Source organism: Micromonospora sp. NPDC005163 (assembly GCF_053599835.1).
This window is the reverse complement of the sequence record NZ_JBSFYP010000020.1, coordinates 65,134-84,531: the sequence shown is the minus strand read 5'-3', so window position 1 is coordinate 84,531 and position 19,398 is coordinate 65,134. Positions and strand designations below refer to the sequence as shown.

Genomic DNA, 19,398 nt, shown 5'->3' with positions numbered 1-19,398 from the left:
GATTCGTGACATGGGTTGGTGTGACGCCCGGCACAGCCGATGCGGGCGGCCGCGCCCACTACCCTCGTCGCCATGAGCCGACCTGCCGGTGCGGTCCGGCCTCCGTTGTGGCGGGACCGCACATTCGGTACGTACTGGATCGCGCAGTCGCTCTCCGCGGCCGGCGACTCGTTCGCGTTCCTCGCGGTGCCGCTGCTGGTGCTCCAGGCGACCGGGTCGGTGGCCCGGATGGGCCTGCTCACCGCCGTCGCGGGCGCGGCGTCCGTCGTCGCCGGGATCTTCGGCGGCGTGCTGGTCGACCGGTACGACCGGCGGACCCTGATGATCGTGGCCGACCTCACCCGCCTGGTGCTCTACGGCCTGGTGCCACTGGCCTGGCTCGCCGGGCCGCAGGTCTGGCTGCTCTTCGTCGTGCTGCCGATCTGCGAGGCGGCCGGGATGATGTTCCAGGTCGCCGCGGTGACCGCGGTCCGCAACCTGGTCGACCGGGACCGGATCACCGAGGCCAACGGCCGGTTGCAGGCGACGTACGCGGCAGCGGCCGTGCTCGGGCCGCTGCTCGCCGGCGTGGTGTCGGCCCGGTTCGGTCCGGCGGTGGCGATCGCCGTCAACGCGGCGAGCTTCGCGGCCTCCGCGGTCGGCCTGTGGCTGATCCGGCTGCGACCCGTCCAGGCCGACGACGCCGCCCCGCTGACCCGGCAGCGACCGCTGGTCGAGTTCCTGGCCGGGGCGCGGTTCCTGTGGCGCCAACCCGTGCTCCGTGCGCTGACGGTGCTGCTGTCGGTCTTCATCTTCCTGACCTACGGCTTCACCGACGTGCTGATCTACCACGTCACGCACGACCTCGGCGGATCCGAGGGCACCGTCGGCACGGTGCTCGGCCTGGCGGCGGTGGGCACCATCGCCGGGGCGCTCCTGGTGGCCCCGCTGCGCCGCCGGCGCGGCTTCGGCGTCACCTGGATCAGCGCGCACGCGATCTGCGGTCTCGCCGTGGCGGGCGTCGGCCTCGCGACGTCGGTGCCGACGGTCACCGCGCTCACCGCCGTGTACCTGTGCTGCCTGAGCGTGGGCGGGATCTGCTCGATGTCCCTGCGCCAGGAGATCACTCCTGATCATCTGCTCGGCCGGGTCACCTCGGCGTTCTGGAGCACGCACTACGCCCTCGGGCCGGCCGGTGCGGTCGCGTTGACCTGGGCCGCCGCCCGGTACGGCGTCGCGGCGGTCGCCATCGTGTCGGGGGCGGGATGTCTGCTGGTCGCGATCGGTGGCCTGTTCACGCCGATCCGCCGAGCCGGCGCGGAGCCGCATCGGTCGCCCGTCGCCGTCCCGGTAGGAGGGGCCGGTTAGCCCCGGCTCCACCCCGGGTCGTCGTCCTCCGAGTCGGCCTGTTCCACGGCTGCCTGTCGAGCTGCCCCAGTTGTGGGGCAGCTCGACAGGCACCTGGCAGGGCCACGCACCCGCCAGCGTTTCCGCCGCACCCGCAGGCCCGGTCACCGCTCCTGGTACATGACGTGCAGGCCGACCCGGCCGAGGGTGGGGTGACGGAACGCGCCCGGCACCGTGCCGACCACCTCGAAGCCCTCCCGGCGGTACAGCTCGACCGCCGATCGGTTGCTCTCCACCACGGCGTTGAACTGCATCCCGACGTACCCCTGGTGGCGCGCCCAAACCACGGCGTCTCGGCACAAGGCGGTGCCCACGCCCCGCCCGCGCGCGTCGGCGGCGACCATGAAGCTCGCGGTGGACACGTGCGAGCCCGGCCCGGGTCGGTTGGTGCCCATCTTCGCGGTGCCGAGCACCCGCGTGCCGTCGACCGCCACGACGGTCCGCCCCGGCGCCGCCTCCGCCCACATGCCATACGACTGCTCGGCGGTCATCGCGGGATCGTAGGGGAAGGTCTCCTGTGCCCGGATCACCTCCTCGATGATCGGCCACACCTGCGACCAGTCCTGGTCGACGAACTCCCGAATCTGCACCGGGGGAGGTTAAGCCCGGGACGGGCCCGGGACAATCCGTTGTGCCGAGGCGCATCCGTGCGGCACACCCGGTGCGAAGCATGGGTAGTGACGAGACCCGCGCGTCAGTCCCGGACGAGCGCGGCGATCTCCTCGTCCAGCAGGGCCGCCAGCCGGGCATGCCGGCCAGGATGGCTCCGCGCGGTCATGCCCCGGCTCGGCATCTCCACCGTCATCAGCAGGTACAGATGCAGCCGGTAGAGACCGAGCCGGCGGCGGGCCGCCGCGTCCAGCACCAGCGGCTCGGCGGCCGCGGCACGGTAGCCGCGCAGCAGTGGATGCTCCGGCTCGTCCTCGATCCGCCGGTAGAGCAGCGGAGAGACCAGATCCAGCAGCGGATCGCCGTGCAGGAACCGTTCGCCGTCCACCAGCCCGCTCAACTGCAGCCGGCCGTCCGGGCCGGGCACGGTCAGCACGTTGCCGTCCCAGCAGTCGAAGTGCAGCAGCGCCGGCCGGCGTACCTCGTCCAGCGCGCCGGCGTGCCGCCCGACCAGCGCGCGCAACCGGTCCGGGGTGACCGGCAGCCGGACGTCCCAGTCGGCGGCGTCGACGAGGAGCGCGTCGAGCATCCCGGTGAACGCCGCTCGCCAGGTCGCCCCGCTGGCCCGGTCGCCGTCATAACCGAACCGGTCGCCGGTGACCCGGTGCAGCGCGGCGAGGGCCGCGCCGAGGTCGTACCGCGCCGAGCCGTCGTCGACCGCCGCGCCGGCCTCGGCCAACTGGCGCAGTGACCGGCCGGGCAGCATTCCGGTGACCAGCCACTCGCCGTACGCCGGGTCGGCGCCGTGGTGCAGCACCGGAGGAACGGGCACCCCCGGTGCCCGCTCGGTGACCAGCCGGAAGTACCGCGCCTCGGCCGTGCAGAGCCCGCGCTCGTAGCGCAGCAGCCGCGTACCGGCCGGCGGGGCCAGCTTCAGCACCACCCTGCGGTCGTCGTCGAGCAGCGCCCACCAGACCGTGGCGTAGCCGCCGCCGGTCAGTGGGCCGCCGTCGCGTACCCGCGTGTGCGGGCCGAACGACGCACGGACCAGGTACGTCACGTCGTCCATCGTGAGCGGACGCTGGGTCGGGCTCGCCACGGTCACGAGCCGGCGTCACCCCGACGCGCGCGCGGCGCCGCGCCGGTCGCGTCCAACGTGGACCGAAGGGCGGGGCCGGCGGTGTCCCGGCGGATCAGCTCGGCGGGAAGCACCTCGACGCGGGGCGCCGGCGCCTCCGCGCCGAGCACCAGGGACATCGCCCGGACCCCCATGGCGACCAACGGCAGCCGCACGGTGGTCAACGCCGGAGTCACGTCCCGGGCGATCGGCATGTCGTCGAAGCCCACCACGGAGACCCGCTGCGGCACCGCCAGCGATCGGGCCCGGAGGGTGGCGAGCGCGCCGATGGCCATCGAGTCGTTGAGCGCCACGATCGCGGTCAGCTCCGGGTCGGCGTCGAGCAGCCGGGCGGTGGCCTCGGCGCCGCCGTCGCGGTCGAACTCGGCGTACCGGATCCGCCGCTCGGGCAGGTCACGGCCCTGCTCGGCGAGGGCCTGCCGGAGCCCGGCCAGCCGGTCGGTGGTGGTGGTGAGGATGCGCGGACCGGCCACCACGCCGATCGCCCGGTGGCCCAGCTCGCACAGCTCCCGCCCGGCCAGGTAGCCGCCGGCCCGGTTGTCCGGCATCACCGCGTCGCCGGAGTGCTCGTGCCGGCCGATCACCGCGACCCGCCCGCCCGTCGCCTCGTACGCGGCGAGCTTCTCGTTGAGCTGCCGGGTGAACGCGTCGTCGTGGTAGCCGGAACCGGCCAGGATCAGCGCCGCCACCTGGTGGCCGCGCAGCAGCTCCACGTACTCCAACTCGCGGTCCGGGTCGCGGTAGCTGTTGCAGATCATCAGCAGCCGGCCCTGGTCGGTGGCGACGCGTTGCAGCCCACGGGTGATCTCGGCGAAGTACGGGTCGGAGACGTCGTGCACGATCACGCCGACCGCGCTGCGGTGCGAGCGGGCCAGCAACTGGGCGTGCGCGTTCGGCACGTACTGCAACTCGGCGACGGCGGCGAGCACCCGCTCGCGCAGCTCGTCGGTGACGGGTTTACTGCTGCCGTTGATCACGCGGGAGGCGGTGGCGGGCGAGACGCCCGCGCGCCGCGCCACGTCGGACAGGGTGGCCATGGCCCGCCCCCTCGGTCTGTTGACGGCGTTTCGCCGCGCCGGCTAGCGTCACGGTACCGCAGAGAAAGCCCTTTCCCGCAGGGAGGCCCGCCGTGTCGGAACGCTTCGCCGCCCCGCTGCCCGGCGGGGTTGGGCTCTCCCGGCTACGCGTCTACGACACCCCCGCGCCGGACGGCGTGGTCGGCGGCACCCCGCACGTGCACCTGTGCTGCACCGAGGGGTACGTGGTGACCGGCGGCGAGGGCGCGGTGCAGACCCTCACCGCCGCCGGCGGCTACCGGGAGACCCCGCTGCGGCCGGGTGCGGTGGTCTGGTTCGAGCCGGGCACCGTGCACCGCCTCGTCAACGGCGGGGGTCTGACCATCGTGGTGCTCATGCAGAACAGCGGCCTGCCCGAGGCCGGCGATGCCGTGCTCACCTTCCCGCCTGAGGTGCTGGCCGACCCGGCCGCGTACGCCGCCGCCGCGGCGCTGCCCGACGGGGGAGCGCCGGGCGCCGACGTGACCGCCGCGTACCGGCGGCGGGATCTGGCGGTGACCGGCTTCCAGGCGCTGCGGGCGGGCGGACCTGCGGCGCTCGCCGCCTTCCACTCCGCCGCGGTGGCGCTGCGTCAGCCGTTGCTGGCGCGCTGGCGGGAGCGCTGGGCGGCCGGCGCGGGCCGGGCCGCCGCCGGGACCGGCGAGCAGCTCGACGCCCTCGGCCGGGGCGATGCCGGGCACCTGGGCGAGGCCGGGGTGTACGCGGTGGACGAGCCGGTCGAGCGGGGCCGGCTGGGCATGTGCGGCCTGCTCGACACCTATCCGGCGGCCATCTGACGGCGCGGTTAGCTGGCCGTCCTTCTCGGACGGTCCGCGCTACGTCGTGGTTGATCGACTCGGTTTCCTTGAAGCCGGGGTGATCGAGGGCAGACGATGGCCCGGTTCCCTGGAAGTCGAGTCGATCTCGGAGGCCACGATCGCGGGCGGACCTGGCGTAGCGGCGAACAGACCCAGGAAAGGCCTTGCCTGGTGTCGGGGAGCCGCCTACGCTCCTGGAAAGCGTTTGCCTGATACGCCGACCGGCCCGGTCCGTCGGTGCCATGCCATGCCGGGCTTCGAGGAGGTTCCGCGTGACCGACAACGCTCTGGACGCGGCGGGTCAGCAAGCCGCCACCGAGGCGGCGAGCGGCGAACAAATTGCCGCTTCCTCGCTCCCGCCCGGGTCCGTCGGTGGGCCGGCTTCCGTCGACGGCGCGACTCCGTCCGCAGTGGGCGGTCCGCCACCGGGCACCGGCGGCCGCCCGCCACGACCGACGCTCGGCCGGCGTGCACTGGCCCTCGCCGACTCGCTCTGGCGCCCGGCGCTGGTGCTGGCGGCGTTCTTCGCCGCCTGGTGGTTCGTGGCCGCCCGGGAGTACGTGCCCAACTATCTGGTGCCGACCCCCGGCCAGGTCTGGACCACGATGACGCAGCAGTGGTCCGAGCTGGCCCGGCACACCATGGTCACCCTCTACGAGACGGTGCTCGGCTTCGTGCTGGCCGCCGCGCTGGGGCTGGCCACCGCGGTCGCCATCGCCTACTCGCGCACCCTGGACAAGGCGCTCTATCCGATCGTCCTGTTCGCGCAGGTCATCCCGAAGATCGCCATCGCACCACTACTGGTGGTCTGGTTCGGTCTCGGCCTCACCCCGAAGATCATTTTGGCGGTGCTCATCGCGTTCTTCCCGGTGGTCATCTCCGGCGTGGCCGGGCTGCGCTCCACCGACCCGGAGCTGCTCGACCTCGCCGCCACGATGGGCGCCGGGCCGTGGCGCACCTTCCGCAAGATCCGTTTCCCGAACGCGCTGCCACACCTGATGGCCGGCCTCAAGGTGGCGGTCACCCTCGCGGTGGTCGGCGCCGTGGTCGGTGAGTTCGTCGGCGCCAGCGAAGGGCTCGGCTACGTCCTGTTGCTGGCCAACGGCAACCTCGACGCCCCGCTGCTGTTCGCCGACCTGATCCTGATGTCCGCCATCGGCATCGTCCTGTTCGTCCTGGTCGAGATCGCCGAGGCACTGCTCATTCCCTGGCACGCCAGCCGTCGGGCCGGCGTACCGCTCACCACCTCCTGACCGACCCCATCACGGAGGCACCGATGAAACGCACCGCCACCACCATCCTGGCCACCGTCGCCCTGCTGTTCGCCGCCACCGGCTGCGGCGGGGACGACTCCTCCGACGGCGGCACCGACGGCAGCAAGCAGGTCACCCTCACCCTCAACTGGGTGCCGTACGGCGAGCACGCCCCGTTCTACTACGGGCTCCAGAAGGGCTTCTTCTCCGCCGAGGGCATCGACCTGAAGATCCTGCCGGGCAACGGCTCCGGCAACACCGTCAAGCAGGTCGCCCAGAAGCAGACCGACTTCGGCTGGGCGGACAGCCCGGTGCTGCTCAAGTCCGTGGCCAGCGGGATGCCGGTGCGCAGCCTCGGCGCGTACCTGGAGAAGGGCCCCTCCTCGGTGGAGTTCTTCGCGGAGGAGAACATCAAGAGCCCAGCCGACCTCAAGGGCAAGACCGTCGGCGGCACCCCCGGCGACGCCCTCTACGCGACCTTCCCGGCCTGGCTGGAGAAGAACGGCCTGAAGCAGAGCGACGTCAAGGTGGTCAACGTGGACGCCGCCGGCAAGATCGCGGCGTTGGCCGAGGGCAGGGTCGACGCCATCATGGGCTTCTTCCACGACCAGGCGCCCACCATCGAGAGCAAGACCGGCAAGAAGGTCGACGTGCTGCTCTTCGCCGACTACGGGATGAACCTGCTCGGCACCGGCCTGATCGCCAACACCCAGACCCTGCAGAAGGACCCCGAGCTGGCCCGCAAGTTCGTCCGGGCCACGCAGAAGTCCTGGGCCGAGGCCGCCCGCGACCCGGCCGGTGCGGTGAGCGCGATGACCGCTCTGGCCGAGAACGAGCCCGCGCCCGAGGTCCTCACCAAGCAGCTCACCCTCAACCTGCCGCTGATCGGCTCCGACGGCCCGCCCGGCGTGAACACCGACGCCCAGTGGAGCGAGACCATCGACCTGATGTCCCGCTACGCGGAGCTGAAGGACCCGGGCGCGCCCAACGCGTACTGGGACGCCTCGTACGCGGCCCAGGGGTGACCCGGTGACCGCCGCGCCGGCCCGGGCCGGCACCGCCATCGGGATGTCCGGGCTGACCGTGCGGTTCAGCTCGCGGCGGTCGCAGACCACCGCGCTGGACGACGTGTCGCTGGACATCCAGCCGGGGGAGTTCGTCACCATCGTCGGTCCGTCCGGCTGCGGCAAGTCCACCCTGCTGAAGATCGTCGCCGGGCTGGTCCGGCCGACCAGCGGCGAGGTGTCGCTGCTGGACCGCCCGGTAGCCGGCCCGCAGAAGGAGATCGGCTTCGTCTTCCAGAAGGCCGCGCTGCTCGAGTGGCGCGGCGCGCGGGCCAACATCCTGCTCCAGGCCGAGATGCGCGGCATGGACCGGGCGCAGGCGGCCCGCCGGGCGGACGAGCTGATCGAGATGACCGGCCTGACCGGCTTCGAGAAGGCGCTGCCGCACGAGCTCTCCGGCGGCATGCAGCAGCGGGTGGCACTCTGCCGCGCGCTGCTGCACTCCCCGCCGGTGCTGCTCATGGACGAGCCCTTCGGTGCCCTGGACGCGCTGACCCGCGAGCAGATGAACGCCGAGCTGCACCGGATCTGGCGGGAGACCGGCACCACGGTGGTGCTGGTGACCCACTCCATCGCCGAGGCGGTCTTCCTCGGCACCCGGGTCGTGGTGATGAGCGCCCGACCCGGCCGGATCATCCGCACCTTCCCGGTCGACCTGCCGGCGCACCGCGACTACGCGCAGGTGATGTCGGATCCCCGCTTCGACCGGCTCGCCACCGACCTGCGCGGGTTGCTCGGCAGCGCGGCCGCCAACCACTGAGCCCGCATCGGTACGACCAGCACGACGGAAGGAACATCATGACCCGCAGGTCGATCGGCATCATCGTCAACGGCGTGACCGGACGGATGGGCTACCGGCAGCACCTCGTCCGCTCGCTGCTGGCCATCCGCGAAGCCGGCGGCGTGACGTTGGCCGACGGCACGACCATCTGGCCGGAACCGGTCCTGGTCGGGCGCAACGAGACGAAGCTCCGTGAGCTCGCCGAACGGCACGGGCTGACCGACTGGACCACCGACCTGACCGCGGCGCTGGCCCGGGACGACGTCGAGATCTACTTCGACGCCCAGGTCACCCAGCAGCGGGAGAAGGCGATCCGGCAGGCCATCGACGCCGGCAAGCACATCTACACGGAGAAGCCCCTGGCTGAGGACACCGCGGGCGCGCTCGACCTGGCCCGTGCCGCCGACGCCGCCGGGGTACGCACCGGCGTGGTGCAGGACAAACTCTTCCTGCCCGGGCTGCGCAAGCTCAAGCGGCTCATCGACGGCGGCTTCTTCGGCCGGATCCTCTCGGTGCGCGGCGAGTTCGGCTACTGGGTCTTCGAGGGCGACTGGCAGCCGGCCCAGCGTCCGTCCTGGAACTACCGGGCCGAGGACGGCGGCGGCATCACGGTCGACATGTTCCCGCACTGGCACTACGTGCTGGAGGAGCTGTTCGGCCGGGTCAACGCCGTCTCCTGCGTGACCGCCACCCACGTGCCCGAGCGGGTCGACGAGGCGGGCCGCAGCTACCCGGCGACCGCCGACGACGCCGCGTACGGCATCTTCGAACTCGACGGTGGGGTGATCGCGCAGCTCAACTCGTCCTGGTGCGTGCGGGTGTACCGCGACGAGCTGGTGGAGTTCCAGGTCGACGGCACCGAGGGCAGCGCGGTGGCGGGGCTGCGCCGCTGCCGGGCGCAGCACCGGGCGGTCACCCCGAAGCCGGTGTGGAACCCGGACCTCCCAGTCACCGAGGACTTCCGGGCACAGTGGACGGAGGTACCCGACAACGAGGAGTTCGACAACGGCTTCAAGGTGCAGTGGGAGGCGTTCCTGCGGCACGTGGTGGCCGGTGAGCCGTTCCGCTGGGACTTCCTAGCCGGCGCACGCGGCGTGCAGCTCGCCGAGTTGGGGCTGCGCTCGGCCCGTGAGGGCGTCCGGGTCGAGGTGCCGGAGCTGACCTCATGACGGCGGAGGTGGTGCTGCCCGGGGGCCGGCGGCACCGGCTGGCCGGAGGGCGCGGATTCCCCCGTCCGGCCGCCCCGGCGACCAGCCGGATCGCGTACGCCGCCGCGCACGTCGTGGCCGACCCGAGCGCGGAGAACGTGCCGGGCGCACCGGCGGCGGTGGACTGGGACACCACCCTCGCCTTCCGGCGGCACCTCTGGTCGTACGGGCTGGGCGTCGCCGAGGCGATGGACACCGCCCAGCGGGGGATGGGGCTGGACTACCCGGCCACCCGGGAGTTGATCCGGCGCAGCGCCGCCGAGGCCCGCGCGGTGGGCGGGCGGATCGTCGCCGGGGTCGGCACCGACCAGCTGCCGGCCGGCCCGGCCACCCTGACGGCGGTCACCGTGGCCTACCGGGAGCAGCTGGACGACGTGCGGGCGGCCGGCGCCCAACCGGTGCTGATGTGCAGCCGGCACCTTGCGGCCGCGGCCCGCGGCCCGGAGGACTACCTACGGGTGTACGACGACCTGCTGACCGCCGCCGAGGAGCCGGTGGTGCTGCACTGGCTGGGCCCGATGTTCGACCCGGCGCTGACCGGCTACTGGGGTGCGGTCGACCTGGACCTGGCCGCCGACACGGTGGTCGAGCTGATCAAGGCGCACCAGTCCAAGGTGGACCGAATCAAGGTGTCGCTGCTCGACCCCGGGCGGGAGGTCGCGCTGCGCCGCCGGCTGCCGGCCGGGGTACGGCTCTACACCGGCGACGACTTCCACTACCCGGAATTGATCCGCGGTGACGAGGTGGGCCACTCCGACGCGCTGCTCGGGGTGTTCGCGGCCATCGCGCCAGCCGCCGCCGCCGCGTTGGCCGCCCTGGACCGGGGCGACCTGGCCGCGTACGACGAGATCTTCGCGCCGACCGTGCCGCTGGCGCGGCACCTGTTCGCGGCGCCGACCTGGCACTACAAGACGGGGATCGTGTTCCTGGCCTGGCTGGCCGGGCACCAGGGCCACTTCACCATGGTCGGCGGCGCGCAGTCCGGCCGGTCGCCGGCCCACCTGGCCACCCTGCTCACCCTGGCCGACGCCGCCGGGCTGCTGCCCGACGCCGAGCTGGCCGCCACCCGCGCCCGGGCGCTGTTCACCGTGGCGGGAGTTGCCCAGTGAGCGCGAGGAGTGAGCCGGTGTTGCGAGCCCCGCAGTCGCGAACGGAAGCCAGCTCAGTGAGCGGGCTGGAGCGTTTCTCGTTCAACCAGGCCACCGCCCAGCACTGGCCGTTGCCCGAGGTGGTGGCCGGCTGCGTCGCGGCCGGGGTGCCGGGCATCGGGCTGTGGCGGGAGCCGGTCGCCGAGTACGGGCTGGCCCGCTCGGCGAAGCTGGTCCGTGACGCCGGCCTCGCCGTCACGTCGCTGTGCCGGGGTGGCTTCTTCCAGGCCGACGACTGGAGCGCGGAGAACCTGCGGGCCATCGAGGAGGCGGCCACCCTCGGCGCCCCCGAGCTGGTGCTGGTGTCCGGAGGGCTGCCGGAGGGCAGCCGGGACATCGACGGCGCCCGGCGCCGGGTCGCCGACGCGATCGGCGAACTGGCCCCACACGCGGCGGCGGCCGGCGTACGGCTGGCCATCGAGCCGCTGCACCCGATGTTCTGCGCCGACCGCTGCGTGATCGCCACACTCGGCCAGGCGCTGGCCATCGCCGAGCGCTTCGACCCGGCGGTGGTGGGCGTGGTCGTGGACGCGTACCACGTCTGGTGGGACGACACCGTGTACGCGCAGATCGACCGGGCCGGCGCCCGGATCGCCATTTTCCAGGTCTGCGACTGGGTGACCCCGCTGCCGGAGGGGGTGCTGCTCGGTCGGGCCCTGCCCGGCGACGGGTGCATCGAGCTGCGCCGGCTGCGCGAGGCGGTGGACGCGGCCGGCTACCTCGGCCCGATCGAGGTGGAGGTCTTCTCCGCCGAGGTGTGGGCACGTCCCGGCGCGGAGGTGCTGGACGCGGCGATCGCCGGCTACCTGCACCACGTTGCCTGAGGCTCCGCAACGCCGGTGGCCGGCGGCGATCGGGGCGTGGCTCGGCATCGGCACCGCCCCGGCGACACTGGTGCTCGGCGCGGCGATGGCCGCCCGGCACGGTGGCGCGGTGCCGGTGGCCGGGCTGCTGGTCGGTGGCGCCCTGATGGCGGCGCTGCTCTGGGGGCAGGGCCGGATCGGGCTGCGCCGGCCGCTCGGCGACGGCGGAACGTTGACCGCGGTGCTGCCCGCGTACCTGGGGAACACCTCGCGGATGCTGCTGGCGGCCGTGCTGACCGTGTCGATGGTCGGCTGGAACGGCTTCAACGTCGGGCTCGGCGGCGCGTCCCTGGCGGCGCTGACACACCTGCCCGGCTGGGTCGGGCCGGCGTTGCTGGAGGTCGCCGTCCTCGTCGTCTCCTGGGCGCCGGCCCGGTTCGGCAACCGGGTCGCGGTGCTCACCACGCTCAGCGCGGTGGTGCTGGTCGGCTGGTGCCTGATCGTCCTGCCGCCGCCGGGCGCGCCGGTCCGCGTCGCCGCCGGTGGTCTCGCCGACGCCGCCGCGATGATCGGCTACGTGGCGGTCTTCGCGTTGCGCGCGCCGGACTTCAGCGTCGGCCTGGCCCGGCGGCGGGACCTGGCCTGGTGTGTGGGGCTGCTGCTCGGGCCGGCGCTGCTCGGGGTGGTGGCCGGTGCGGGCCTGTGGCTGCGGACCGGTTCGGCGGACGTGGTCGCGCTGCTCGCCGCCGGCTCGGGGCTGGCCGCGTACGCGAATCTCTTCGTCGCCGTGGCGGTCTTCGCCGCCGCGCTGACCACCACGTACTCCGGGGCGCTGGCGTTGCGTGGCCTGACGCCGCGGGTGCCGGCGCGCACGGCGATGCTCGGCGTCGCGGTGCTCGGCGGGCTGCTCGCGGTGGCGCGCTTCGACCGCCTCGTGCTGCCCTGGCTGACGCTCCTGGCCGCTGCGCTGCCGGTGCTGGTGGTGCCGATAGCCGTGGAAGCGGCGGCACGTCGGCGCGGTCGCGCGCCGCGTACCGTGCCCGCCTGGTGTTGGGTGCCGCCGGCGTTGCTGGCGGTGGCCTGCACGCTCGCCGGGGTCGGCGTCGCTCCGCTGCTCGGACTGGCCCTCGCCGGGGTGTGCACTGTGCTCTGGCGGCACCGAGGAAACGCGCATCTGGTCTCGGCTGACGGATCATGATCTTATACGCACCAGCGATCCGTACCACTCCCCAAACCGCCGATCAACTCTCGGCGGCCTAGGCGGGGGAGCGCTCCCAGGCGCGGGTCGTGATCGTAAGAACGCTCCACAAGGGAGTCATCGAAAGGAGCCTCGTGGCTACAAGCACGAGCGGAGACAGGCTGCGAAGACTGGCGCTACCGACGCTGGTCCTCGCCGTGATCGCCGGCACCACCGGTGTCGCGGGATCGGCGTCGGCGGCCCCGGTAGGGCCGACGGGCAGCGGCAGCAGCGCCGCCGGATACTTCACCCCCGGTTCCGACAAGAGAGTCACCCTGACCGACGGCGCCGATCGCCGGCCCGACGGCAAGAACGCGGCCAGCCAGCGAGCCATGGTGGACGAGACCCGTCCGGGCATGTACATCGTCGAACTGGCCGAGGATCCCTTGACCTCGTACGCCGGTGGCGTGTCCGGGCTGGCGCGAACCCGTCCGGAGGCGGGTGACCGGCTGGACGTGACGTCGGCACCGTCACGCGCCTACCGCGGACACCTCGACGCGCAGCGCAACGCCGTCGCTGCCGCGGCCGGGGTCCAGGTCACCGCCGCGTACACCACCGCCTTCAACGGGTTCTCGGCGAAGCTGACCGCCCAGCAGGTGACCACGTTGCGGGCGGACAAGCGGGTGCGCGCCGTCACCGCCTCGCGGGCGCTCGGCACCCGAACGGCTCTGCCGGCCGCGACGCCGACCAACCCGACCGCCGGCACCCCGACCGCCACCGCTCCTGGCGAGCCGGACCAGCCGGTGGCATCAGGCGTCGCCGGCAAACCGGTCAAGCCCGGCCCCGGCACGGGCGCGGGCATGGTGATCGGCGTCCTGGACACCGGCATCTGGCCGGAGAGCGCGTCGTTCGCCAAGCGGATGACCGCCCCGGCGACCTGGCGCGGCACCTGCCAGACTGGCGTCGCCTTCGTGGCCGAGCACTGCAACGGCAAGATCGTCGGCGCTCGGTACTTCGCCGATTCGTGGCTCGCCTACGGTGGCTCAATCCCGGAGGGTGAGGTCCTGTCCGCCCGCGACATGGCCGGTCACGGCACGCACACCGCGTCCACGGCGGCGGGTCTGCCGCTGTCGAACGTCACGATCGACGGCCGCCGCTTCGGTCCCGTCTCCGGGGTCGCGCCGGACGCCCAGATCGCTGTCTACAAGGTGCTGTGGGGCGGGATGGGCTACGACGCCGACATCATCGCCGGCATCGACGCGGCCGTCTCCGACGGTGTGCAGGTGCTGAACTTCTCGATCGGCTCCGATCTCGGCGACTGGGAAGCCAACACCCCCATCGGCGTCGCGTTCCTCAACGCGTCGCTGGCCGGAGTTTTCGTGGCGGCGTCGGCGGGAAACACCGGCATCGTCAGCGGGGCGATCAGCAACGCGGCGCCCTGGGTGACCACGGTCGGCGCGGCGGTGACGAACCTCGACGAAGCGACCGTCAAACTGGGTGACGGCACGAAGCTCGTCGGCGGCTCGCTGGACGCTCTGCCCGGTGGCAACTCGCTGCCGATGGTCTTCGGTGAGCAGGCCGGATCGGCGGAGGGCTCGGTGTACTGCGAACCGGGCAGCCTCGACCCTGCCAAGATCAAGGGCAAAGTGGTCGCCTGCGCGCTGTCCGACACGTTCGGTTCCGCCGCCGAGATCAAGGCCAAGGGCGGGGCGGCGATGGTGCTGTTCGACCCCGTCGGCAACTACCGGATCAACTCGATCTTCAACTTCCCGGTCGTCTACCTGCCGACCGAGAAGCAGGCCGGCACGTTGTTCAACTATCTGATGCGCCACCCCACCGACGCGAAGGTGTCTCTGCGCAGCGGCGGCGACGGCTCCAGCGTGCCGGGCGTACCCAGCGTCGCGGACTTCTCCTCCACCGGTCCGGACAAGGTGGCCACCGGCATCCTCAAGCCGGACCTGGTCGCGCCGGGTTCGGACATCATCGCCGCGGTCGCACCGCCCGGCAACTTCGGGCGGAACTACGACGCGTACTCCGGCACCTCGATGGCCTCGCCGTACGTGGCCGGCGCGGCGGCGATCCTGCGCGCCACGCATCCGACCTGGTCACCGGGCGCGGTCTCCTCGGCACTGCGGACCACCGCCACCGACACCGTCGGCACCAGCAGTCCGTTGGACCAGGGCAGCGGTTTCATCAACCTGGCCGGAGCCACCGACCCGGGACTGGTCATCGAGCCGACCGCGGCAGACCTGATCGAGTTCAGCGAGACGGCCCAGCCCGACGGTAAGGCGCTCAACCTGCCGGCCATCTCGTTGCGCGAGTACGACGGGACCCGGCCGGTGACCCTCACCCGCACCCTGACCAACGTGAGCAAGGCGCGGGAGACCTACCGCTCGTCGGTGTCCGGACTGGACGGTATGAAGGTCACCGTGACGCCGGCATCGGTGACGCTAGAGCCGGGCCGGTCCGCGACGGTGACCGTCACCCTGCGTCGGGGCAGCGCGCCCTGGGACCGGTACGTGACCGGGTCGATCGCCTGGCGCGGCAAGGCCCACGACGCCCGGATCCCGGTCACCGCCCGCCCGTGGGGAATCACCCCCCGACCGTACGGTGACGACGGGGAGGAATTCGGCCGGATGACCAACGGCGCGTTCGGCTCGCTCCAGCCGGGCTTCACCGGACCACTCGACGGTCGCAGCACCGGTTACACGCCGATGCAGCGGAAGTCGTACTCGATGCCGGCCGGCGTCTACGGCGGCGTCTTCGACCCAACCGCGACCGGAGTGAGGAAGTTCGACTTCACCGTGCCGGCGAACACCGCCGGCATCGTTGTCGAAGCCAACACCGACGACCCGAACACGAACCTCGACCTCTACCTGTACAAGGGCGACACCCTGATCTACAGCAGTGACAGGTTCTGGACCAGCGCGGAGCAGGCCTACAAGTTCCTGCCCGAGCCGGGGCGCTACACCGCCTACGTGTTCGCCCAGCTGCCCGGCGGCCCGGTCGTCGACTTCCAGCTGAGCCACGCCATCATCGGTCGGAACGCCAAGTATTCGGGTGCGACGCTGACGCTGCCCAGCACGGTGGAGCGCGGTTCGACGGTCGGATTCACGCTGAAGCCGAACAAGCCGCTGCCCGAGGGTGACTTCTGGGCCTACACCGAGTTGAGCACCGACGGCACGGTCATTCCCGGCAACCTCGTCTACACGCAGCAGAGTTCCTGGCAGTAAACCGCACCTGTCCGTGGGGCGGTGGCGGGCGGGATGGACGTTTGCCCGCCACCGCTCGACGGTCAGTTGACCGTGATGGTCAGGTTGGCTGAGCGGGTCTCCCCGCTGGTGTAGGTGGTCGTGACCCGGGCGGTGAAGGTCCCCTTGCGCGGGTAGCTGTGGCCGGTCGACCGCAGCGTCGCTCCGTGCGTGACGGCGCTGTTGTCGCCGAAGTCCCACGCGTAGTCGGTGATGCTCCGCCCGGACGGCGCCGTCGCGGTGGCGGTCAGGGTGGTGGTCAGCGGCGCGGTGCCGCTGCCGGGGCTGGCCGCGAGGGAGAGCGACCCGCCGGGCTCCTGCTTGACACCGGCCCCGTTGAACCGCAGCCAGTCCAGCGAGAGCAGGTCCGGGGTGCCGCCGACCTGGGCGGCGTTGACGAACCTCGCGTACAGGGTGGTGGTGCCGGCGGGTTTGTTGGTCAGCGTGACGGTGGGCGAGACCAGGTTGTCCCATCCGCCGGTCGATCCGATGGTGGCCCTGCCGATCAGCGTGCCGGTGGGTGAGCCGGTTCGCAGCTCGATGTCGCCGCCGACTCCGCCGTTGGTCACCCCGAGCGTCGCCGAGCCGATGTTGCGCAGGTCCACCGGTCCGTACGCCGCCCAGTCGTTGTGGTCGACGTCGCCGAGTCGCTTGCCGGCGCGGGCGGTGGGCCGGTCGTTCACCGTGATGCCGGACTGGCCGCTGAGGTGTTCGGCCTCCTTGCTCTTGGGCTGCAACTGCGCCCGGGTCGAGCCGGTCAGGGCCGGTACGCCGCCGGCCGCGCCGCCGTCGGTGTACTGCGCGGTGACCACCGTGTAGAGGTTCTGCCCGGGTCCGTGCCCGTCACCGGCGTCCGCCTCGGTGGCCAGCAGGCCCGAGCGGCCGGTGTAGTTGTCCAGCGGGTGGGCGTGCGAGTCGTGGCCGAGCTGGGTCTGCACGGTCACCTTCGCGCAGTCGATGGTGGCGTCCTCCGGGTCGGTGACCGTCACCGTGTACGGAATCTTGTCGCCGAAGTCGAAGAAGCCACCGTCGGGCACCGTGATGGTCACCGTGGGCCGGGTGTTGCCGACCACCACGTCGGTGACCGCGCTGGCGGTCAACCCGTTGCCGCTGTTGCGTACGGTCAGCCGGGCGGTGAACGTCCCCGCCGACGGGTAGGTGTGGCTCGGGTTGGCGGCGGTGGAGTCGGTGGTGCCGTCGTTGGTGAAGTCCCAGGCGTAGCTGAGCGCCGAGCGGTCGCCAGCGGTCGAGCCGGCCGAGGAGAAGGCCACGGTCAGCGGAGGGCGCCCGCTGTCCGGGTTGGAGGCGATCTTCGCGGTCGGCGGCCTCCCGTTCGCCACGTAGTCGATGCGGTAGATGCCCGCCCCGGCGTTGCTGCCGCCGCGGCCGCTGCCGGTTCCCTCGCCGAAGTCGATGACGTAGAGCGACCCGTCCGGGCCGAACTCCGCCTCGAAGGGCTGGATCCAGGTCATGTTGCCGAAGATTCCGTTGATCGACTGGAGGTCGCCCACGGCGGTGGGCCCGAAGCGCGCGTTGGTGAACGTCTGCGCCGTCCTGTGGATCGAGAGCGTCTTGAACCACTTGCGGGTGAACTCGTAGGTGATCCACTTGCCGTCGAAGTACTCCGGGAACTTCGTCGTCCGGGTGTTGGCCGGGTCGTGGTCGTAGACCGGACCGCTCATCGGCCCGCCCCCGCCGGTGCCCACCTCCGGGAACTGGCTGGAGGCGGAGTACGCGTACCAGACCAGCGCTGGCTTCGCCGCCGGCAGGGTGGTCAGGCCGGTGTTGTTGGGGGAGTTGTTCACCGGCGCGGCGCAGTTGAACTTCGCCCCAGGGGTGCTGGTGGCGAAGTTGTAGTCGTTGAACGGGATGTTGTTGCCCACGCAGTACGGCCAGCCGTAGTTGCCGGCGGCGGTGATCCGGTTGAACTCGACCGTCCCCTCCGGACCGCGGTTGGGATCGGCGGCGCGGGCGTCCGGGCCGTAGTCGCCGACCAGCAGCGCGTTGGTGTGCGGGTCGATGGTGATCCGGAACGGGTTGCGCATGCCCATCGCGTAGACCTCCGGGCGGGTCCTCGCGGTGCCGGCCGGGAACAGGTTGCCGCTCGGGATGGTGTACGTCCCGTCCGCCTGCGGGGTGATCCGCAGGATCTTGCCGCGCAGGTCGTTGGTGTTGCCGGCGGTGCCCTGGGCGTCCCAGGCGGCCCGTCCGGCCTGCTCGTCGATCGGCGTGTATCCGCTGGAGGCGAACGGATCGGTGTTGTCGCCGATGGCGGCGTAGAGCCGCCCGGCGGCGTCCATGGTGAGCGAGCCGCCCATGTGCGAGTTCGCCCGGCCCACGCCACGGTAGGTGGGGATCGTCAGCAGCCGCTTCTCGGAGGAGAGCGCCACGCTGTTGTTGGCGACCGTGAACCGGGACAGGTTGAGCTGTTTCAGGGTCTTGTCGGACCAGAGCAGGTAGATCCAGCCGTTGCTGGCGAAGTTGCGGTCCAGGGTCATGCCGAGCAGACCGTCGGACTGGTCGGTCATCGCCGAGGTGTACGCGAGGTCCAGCAGCGTGGTGACCTGGAGGGTGTCCTGGTTGACGACCTTCAGCGCGCCGGTGCGCTGGATGTAGTAGACCTTCCGGTCGGGGGCGACGGCCAGCTCGAACGGGTCGGCGAGGTTCTCGGTGACCAGTCCCACCCGCTCGAAGGTGCCGGTCTCGGAGGCCGAGCAGTCGCCGGCGACCGCGCCGGCGGCCCACTCGATGCCATAGCGGAGGTGCTCCAGGAACGCCGGTTCACTGAACCGGGAGCTGGCGTGCCCGCCGGCGGTGAACCAGGAACGGCCGCCGTCGTAGCGCTGACACCAGGAGTACGCGTGGTCGACGCCCTCGTCCAGCCCGCTGATCCCGTCCCGCACCTTGATCTGCGCGAGGGTGTGCACGTTGCCGGTCGGGTTGGTCCGCCAGTTGTACCACTCCTCGCTCTGCTCCCACAGCTCCGGCAGGTTCCGCGTCGAGGGGTGCGCCCGGTCGAGGACCTTCACCCGGCCGGGGTAGGTGCCGCCGGTGGCGGAGAAGTCGGGGTGGAAGTCGAAGATCGTGCCGACCAGGCCCTCGTACCAGGGCCAGTCGCGTTCACTGGCCGAGGCGGCGTGCAGGCCGGCCCAACCGCCGCCGTTGCGGACGAATGTCTGCAGGGCCGCCCGCTGGCCGGCGTTGAGCAGGTCACCGGAGGCGGGTGTGGAGTTGGTGTTGTTGAACACCAGGGCGTCGAAGGTGGCGAGGTTGGCGTCGGTGAACGCGCCCGCGTCGGTGGTGGCCACGACCTCGAAGTTGTGGGCGGTGCCGAGCTGCTGGATCGCGGCGATGCCGGCCGGGATCGAGTCGTGGTAGAAGTTGGTGATCTTGGAAAAGACCAGGACCCGGAAGCGGGGGGCGGCCTCGGCGGGCAGGGGGGCGGTAGTGCTCAGCACGGTGGCGACGGCGAGCAGGGCCAGGCAGAACGCGCGCAGGGTTTTGGGCATGGGGGCGCTCCCTGTCGGACGGTGAGGGTCGGAAAGCGCTTTCTCGCTGCCCGCATCACGGTACTGACAGCCAGTGATGACCGTCAATAGCCTAGAGGTAAGCGGTTTCCTGCCTCCGAGACCGGACGCCGGGGTGCCGTGGCACCGGGCCCATCCGGGCCCCCGCCCGAAGGGCGTCCCGGTCGATACTGTTGGCTC

14 protein-coding genes are annotated in these 19,398 nt (G+C 72.1%); 10 read left to right on the top strand and 4 right to left on the bottom strand.

Translation table 11 applies throughout. The features are described from left to right. Nucleotides 1–72 precede the first annotated feature (72 nt). A complete protein-coding gene (locus ACWD6N_RS16230) occupies nucleotides 73–1,347 on the top strand; it encodes an MFS transporter (protein WP_354962375.1) in 1,275 nt (424 codons plus the stop codon). Nucleotides 1,348–1,490: 143 nt separating this feature from the next. Here the strand turns inward: ACWD6N_RS16230 and ACWD6N_RS16225 are convergent, their stop codons facing one another. The 3 genes from ACWD6N_RS16225 to ACWD6N_RS16215 form a co-directional block, all read right to left on the bottom strand. Beyond that, entirely contained in the window at nucleotides 1,491–1,976 is a 486-nt protein-coding gene (locus ACWD6N_RS16225) for a GNAT family N-acetyltransferase (protein WP_354962374.1), read from the bottom strand. Between the two features lie 104 nt (nucleotides 1,977–2,080). Then, entirely contained in the window at nucleotides 2,081–3,064 is a 984-nt protein-coding gene (locus ACWD6N_RS16220; protein WP_450004942.1) for a phosphotransferase family protein, read from the bottom strand. A 32-nt stretch (nucleotides 3,065–3,096) separates the two neighbouring features. Then, nucleotides 3,097–4,170 carry a LacI family DNA-binding transcriptional regulator gene (locus tag ACWD6N_RS16215; RefSeq protein WP_354962372.1) on the bottom strand — a complete coding sequence of 358 codons (1,074 nt, stop codon included), beginning with the start codon at nucleotides 4,168–4,170 and terminating at the stop codon, nucleotides 3,097–3,099. A 92-nt stretch (nucleotides 4,171–4,262) separates the two neighbouring features. On the opposite strand from ACWD6N_RS16215, the gene ACWD6N_RS16210 reads away from it, so the two are divergent. From ACWD6N_RS16210 to ACWD6N_RS16170, 9 genes are all read left to right on the top strand, one after another. Next, nucleotides 4,263–4,985, top strand: a complete 723-nt coding sequence (locus ACWD6N_RS16210; protein ID WP_354962371.1) for a cupin domain-containing protein — start codon at nucleotides 4,263–4,265, stop codon at nucleotides 4,983–4,985. Between the two features lie 293 nt (nucleotides 4,986–5,278). Further along, nucleotides 5,279–6,259 (top strand): ABC transporter permease, encoded by a 981-nt coding sequence (locus ACWD6N_RS16205; RefSeq protein ID WP_354962370.1) that lies wholly within the window; start codon nucleotides 5,279–5,281, stop codon nucleotides 6,257–6,259. 23 nt (nucleotides 6,260–6,282) lie between these two features. Continuing rightward, nucleotides 6,283–7,284, top strand: coding sequence for an ABC transporter substrate-binding protein (locus ACWD6N_RS16200; protein WP_354962369.1), 1,002 nt, complete (start codon nucleotides 6,283–6,285; stop codon nucleotides 7,282–7,284). Nucleotides 7,285–7,327: 43 nt separating this feature from the next. Continuing rightward, nucleotides 7,328–8,083 (top strand): ABC transporter ATP-binding protein, encoded by a 756-nt coding sequence (locus tag ACWD6N_RS16195; RefSeq protein ID WP_387322808.1) that lies wholly within the window; start codon nucleotides 7,328–7,330, stop codon nucleotides 8,081–8,083. A gap of 38 nt (nucleotides 8,084–8,121) precedes the next feature. Further along, a complete protein-coding gene (locus ACWD6N_RS16190) occupies nucleotides 8,122–9,273 on the top strand; it encodes a Gfo/Idh/MocA family protein (RefSeq protein ID WP_354962367.1) in 1,152 nt (383 codons plus the stop codon). Then, entirely contained in the window at nucleotides 9,270–10,421 is a 1,152-nt protein-coding gene (locus tag ACWD6N_RS16185) for a dihydrodipicolinate synthase family protein (protein WP_354962366.1), read from the top strand. Before ACWD6N_RS16190 ends, ACWD6N_RS16185 begins: the two co-directional genes overlap by 4 nt. A gap of 65 nt (nucleotides 10,422–10,486) precedes the next feature. Beyond that, nucleotides 10,487–11,284 carry a sugar phosphate isomerase/epimerase family protein gene (locus ACWD6N_RS16180; RefSeq protein WP_354962587.1) on the top strand — a complete coding sequence of 266 codons (798 nt, stop codon included), beginning with the start codon at nucleotides 10,487–10,489 and terminating at the stop codon, nucleotides 11,282–11,284. Continuing rightward, the gene (locus ACWD6N_RS16175) at nucleotides 11,277–12,461 is read left to right on the top strand and encodes an SLC5/6 family protein (RefSeq protein ID WP_354962365.1); all 1,185 of its coding nucleotides are present in this window, start codon (nucleotides 11,277–11,279) and stop codon (nucleotides 12,459–12,461) included. The genes ACWD6N_RS16180 and ACWD6N_RS16175 overlap by 8 nt, the downstream gene beginning before the upstream one ends. Before the next feature lie 134 nt (nucleotides 12,462–12,595). After that, complete coding sequence (locus ACWD6N_RS16170; RefSeq protein ID WP_450004941.1) at nucleotides 12,596–15,673, top strand: S8 family serine peptidase; 3,078 nt, start codon at nucleotides 12,596–12,598, stop codon at nucleotides 15,671–15,673. 62 nt (nucleotides 15,674–15,735) lie between these two features. Here ACWD6N_RS16170 and ACWD6N_RS16165 read toward each other — a convergent pair whose 3' ends face one another. Further along, on the bottom strand, nucleotides 15,736–19,200 hold the full coding sequence (locus tag ACWD6N_RS16165; RefSeq protein WP_354962363.1) for a ThuA domain-containing protein: 3,465 nt from the start codon (nucleotides 19,198–19,200) through the stop codon (nucleotides 15,736–15,738). Nucleotides 19,201–19,398 lie beyond the last annotated feature (198 nt).

Bases quoted from the DNA above. Each gene is read 5' to 3' on its own strand.
- ACWD6N_RS16230 (WP_354962375.1), top strand. From the start codon at position 73: ATGAGCCGACCTGCCGGTGCGGTCCGGCCTCCGTTGTGGCGGGACCGC.
- ACWD6N_RS16220 (WP_450004942.1), bottom strand. From the start codon at position 3,064: ATGGACGACGTGACGTACCTGGTCCGTGCGTCGTTCGGCCCGCACACG.
- ACWD6N_RS16215 (WP_354962372.1), bottom strand. From the start codon at position 4,170: ATGGCCACCCTGTCCGACGTGGCGCGGCGCGCGGGCGTCTCGCCCGCC.
- ACWD6N_RS16200 (WP_354962369.1), top strand. From the start codon at position 6,283: ATGAAACGCACCGCCACCACCATCCTGGCCACCGTCGCCCTGCTGTTC.
- ACWD6N_RS16195 (WP_387322808.1), top strand. From the start codon at position 7,328: ATGTCCGGGCTGACCGTGCGGTTCAGCTCGCGGCGGTCGCAGACCACC.
- ACWD6N_RS16190 (WP_354962367.1), top strand. From the start codon at position 8,122: ATGACCCGCAGGTCGATCGGCATCATCGTCAACGGCGTGACCGGACGG.
- ACWD6N_RS16185 (WP_354962366.1), top strand. From the start codon at position 9,270: ATGACGGCGGAGGTGGTGCTGCCCGGGGGCCGGCGGCACCGGCTGGCC.
- ACWD6N_RS16165 (WP_354962363.1), bottom strand. From the start codon at position 19,200: ATGCCCAAAACCCTGCGCGCGTTCTGCCTGGCCCTGCTCGCCGTCGCC.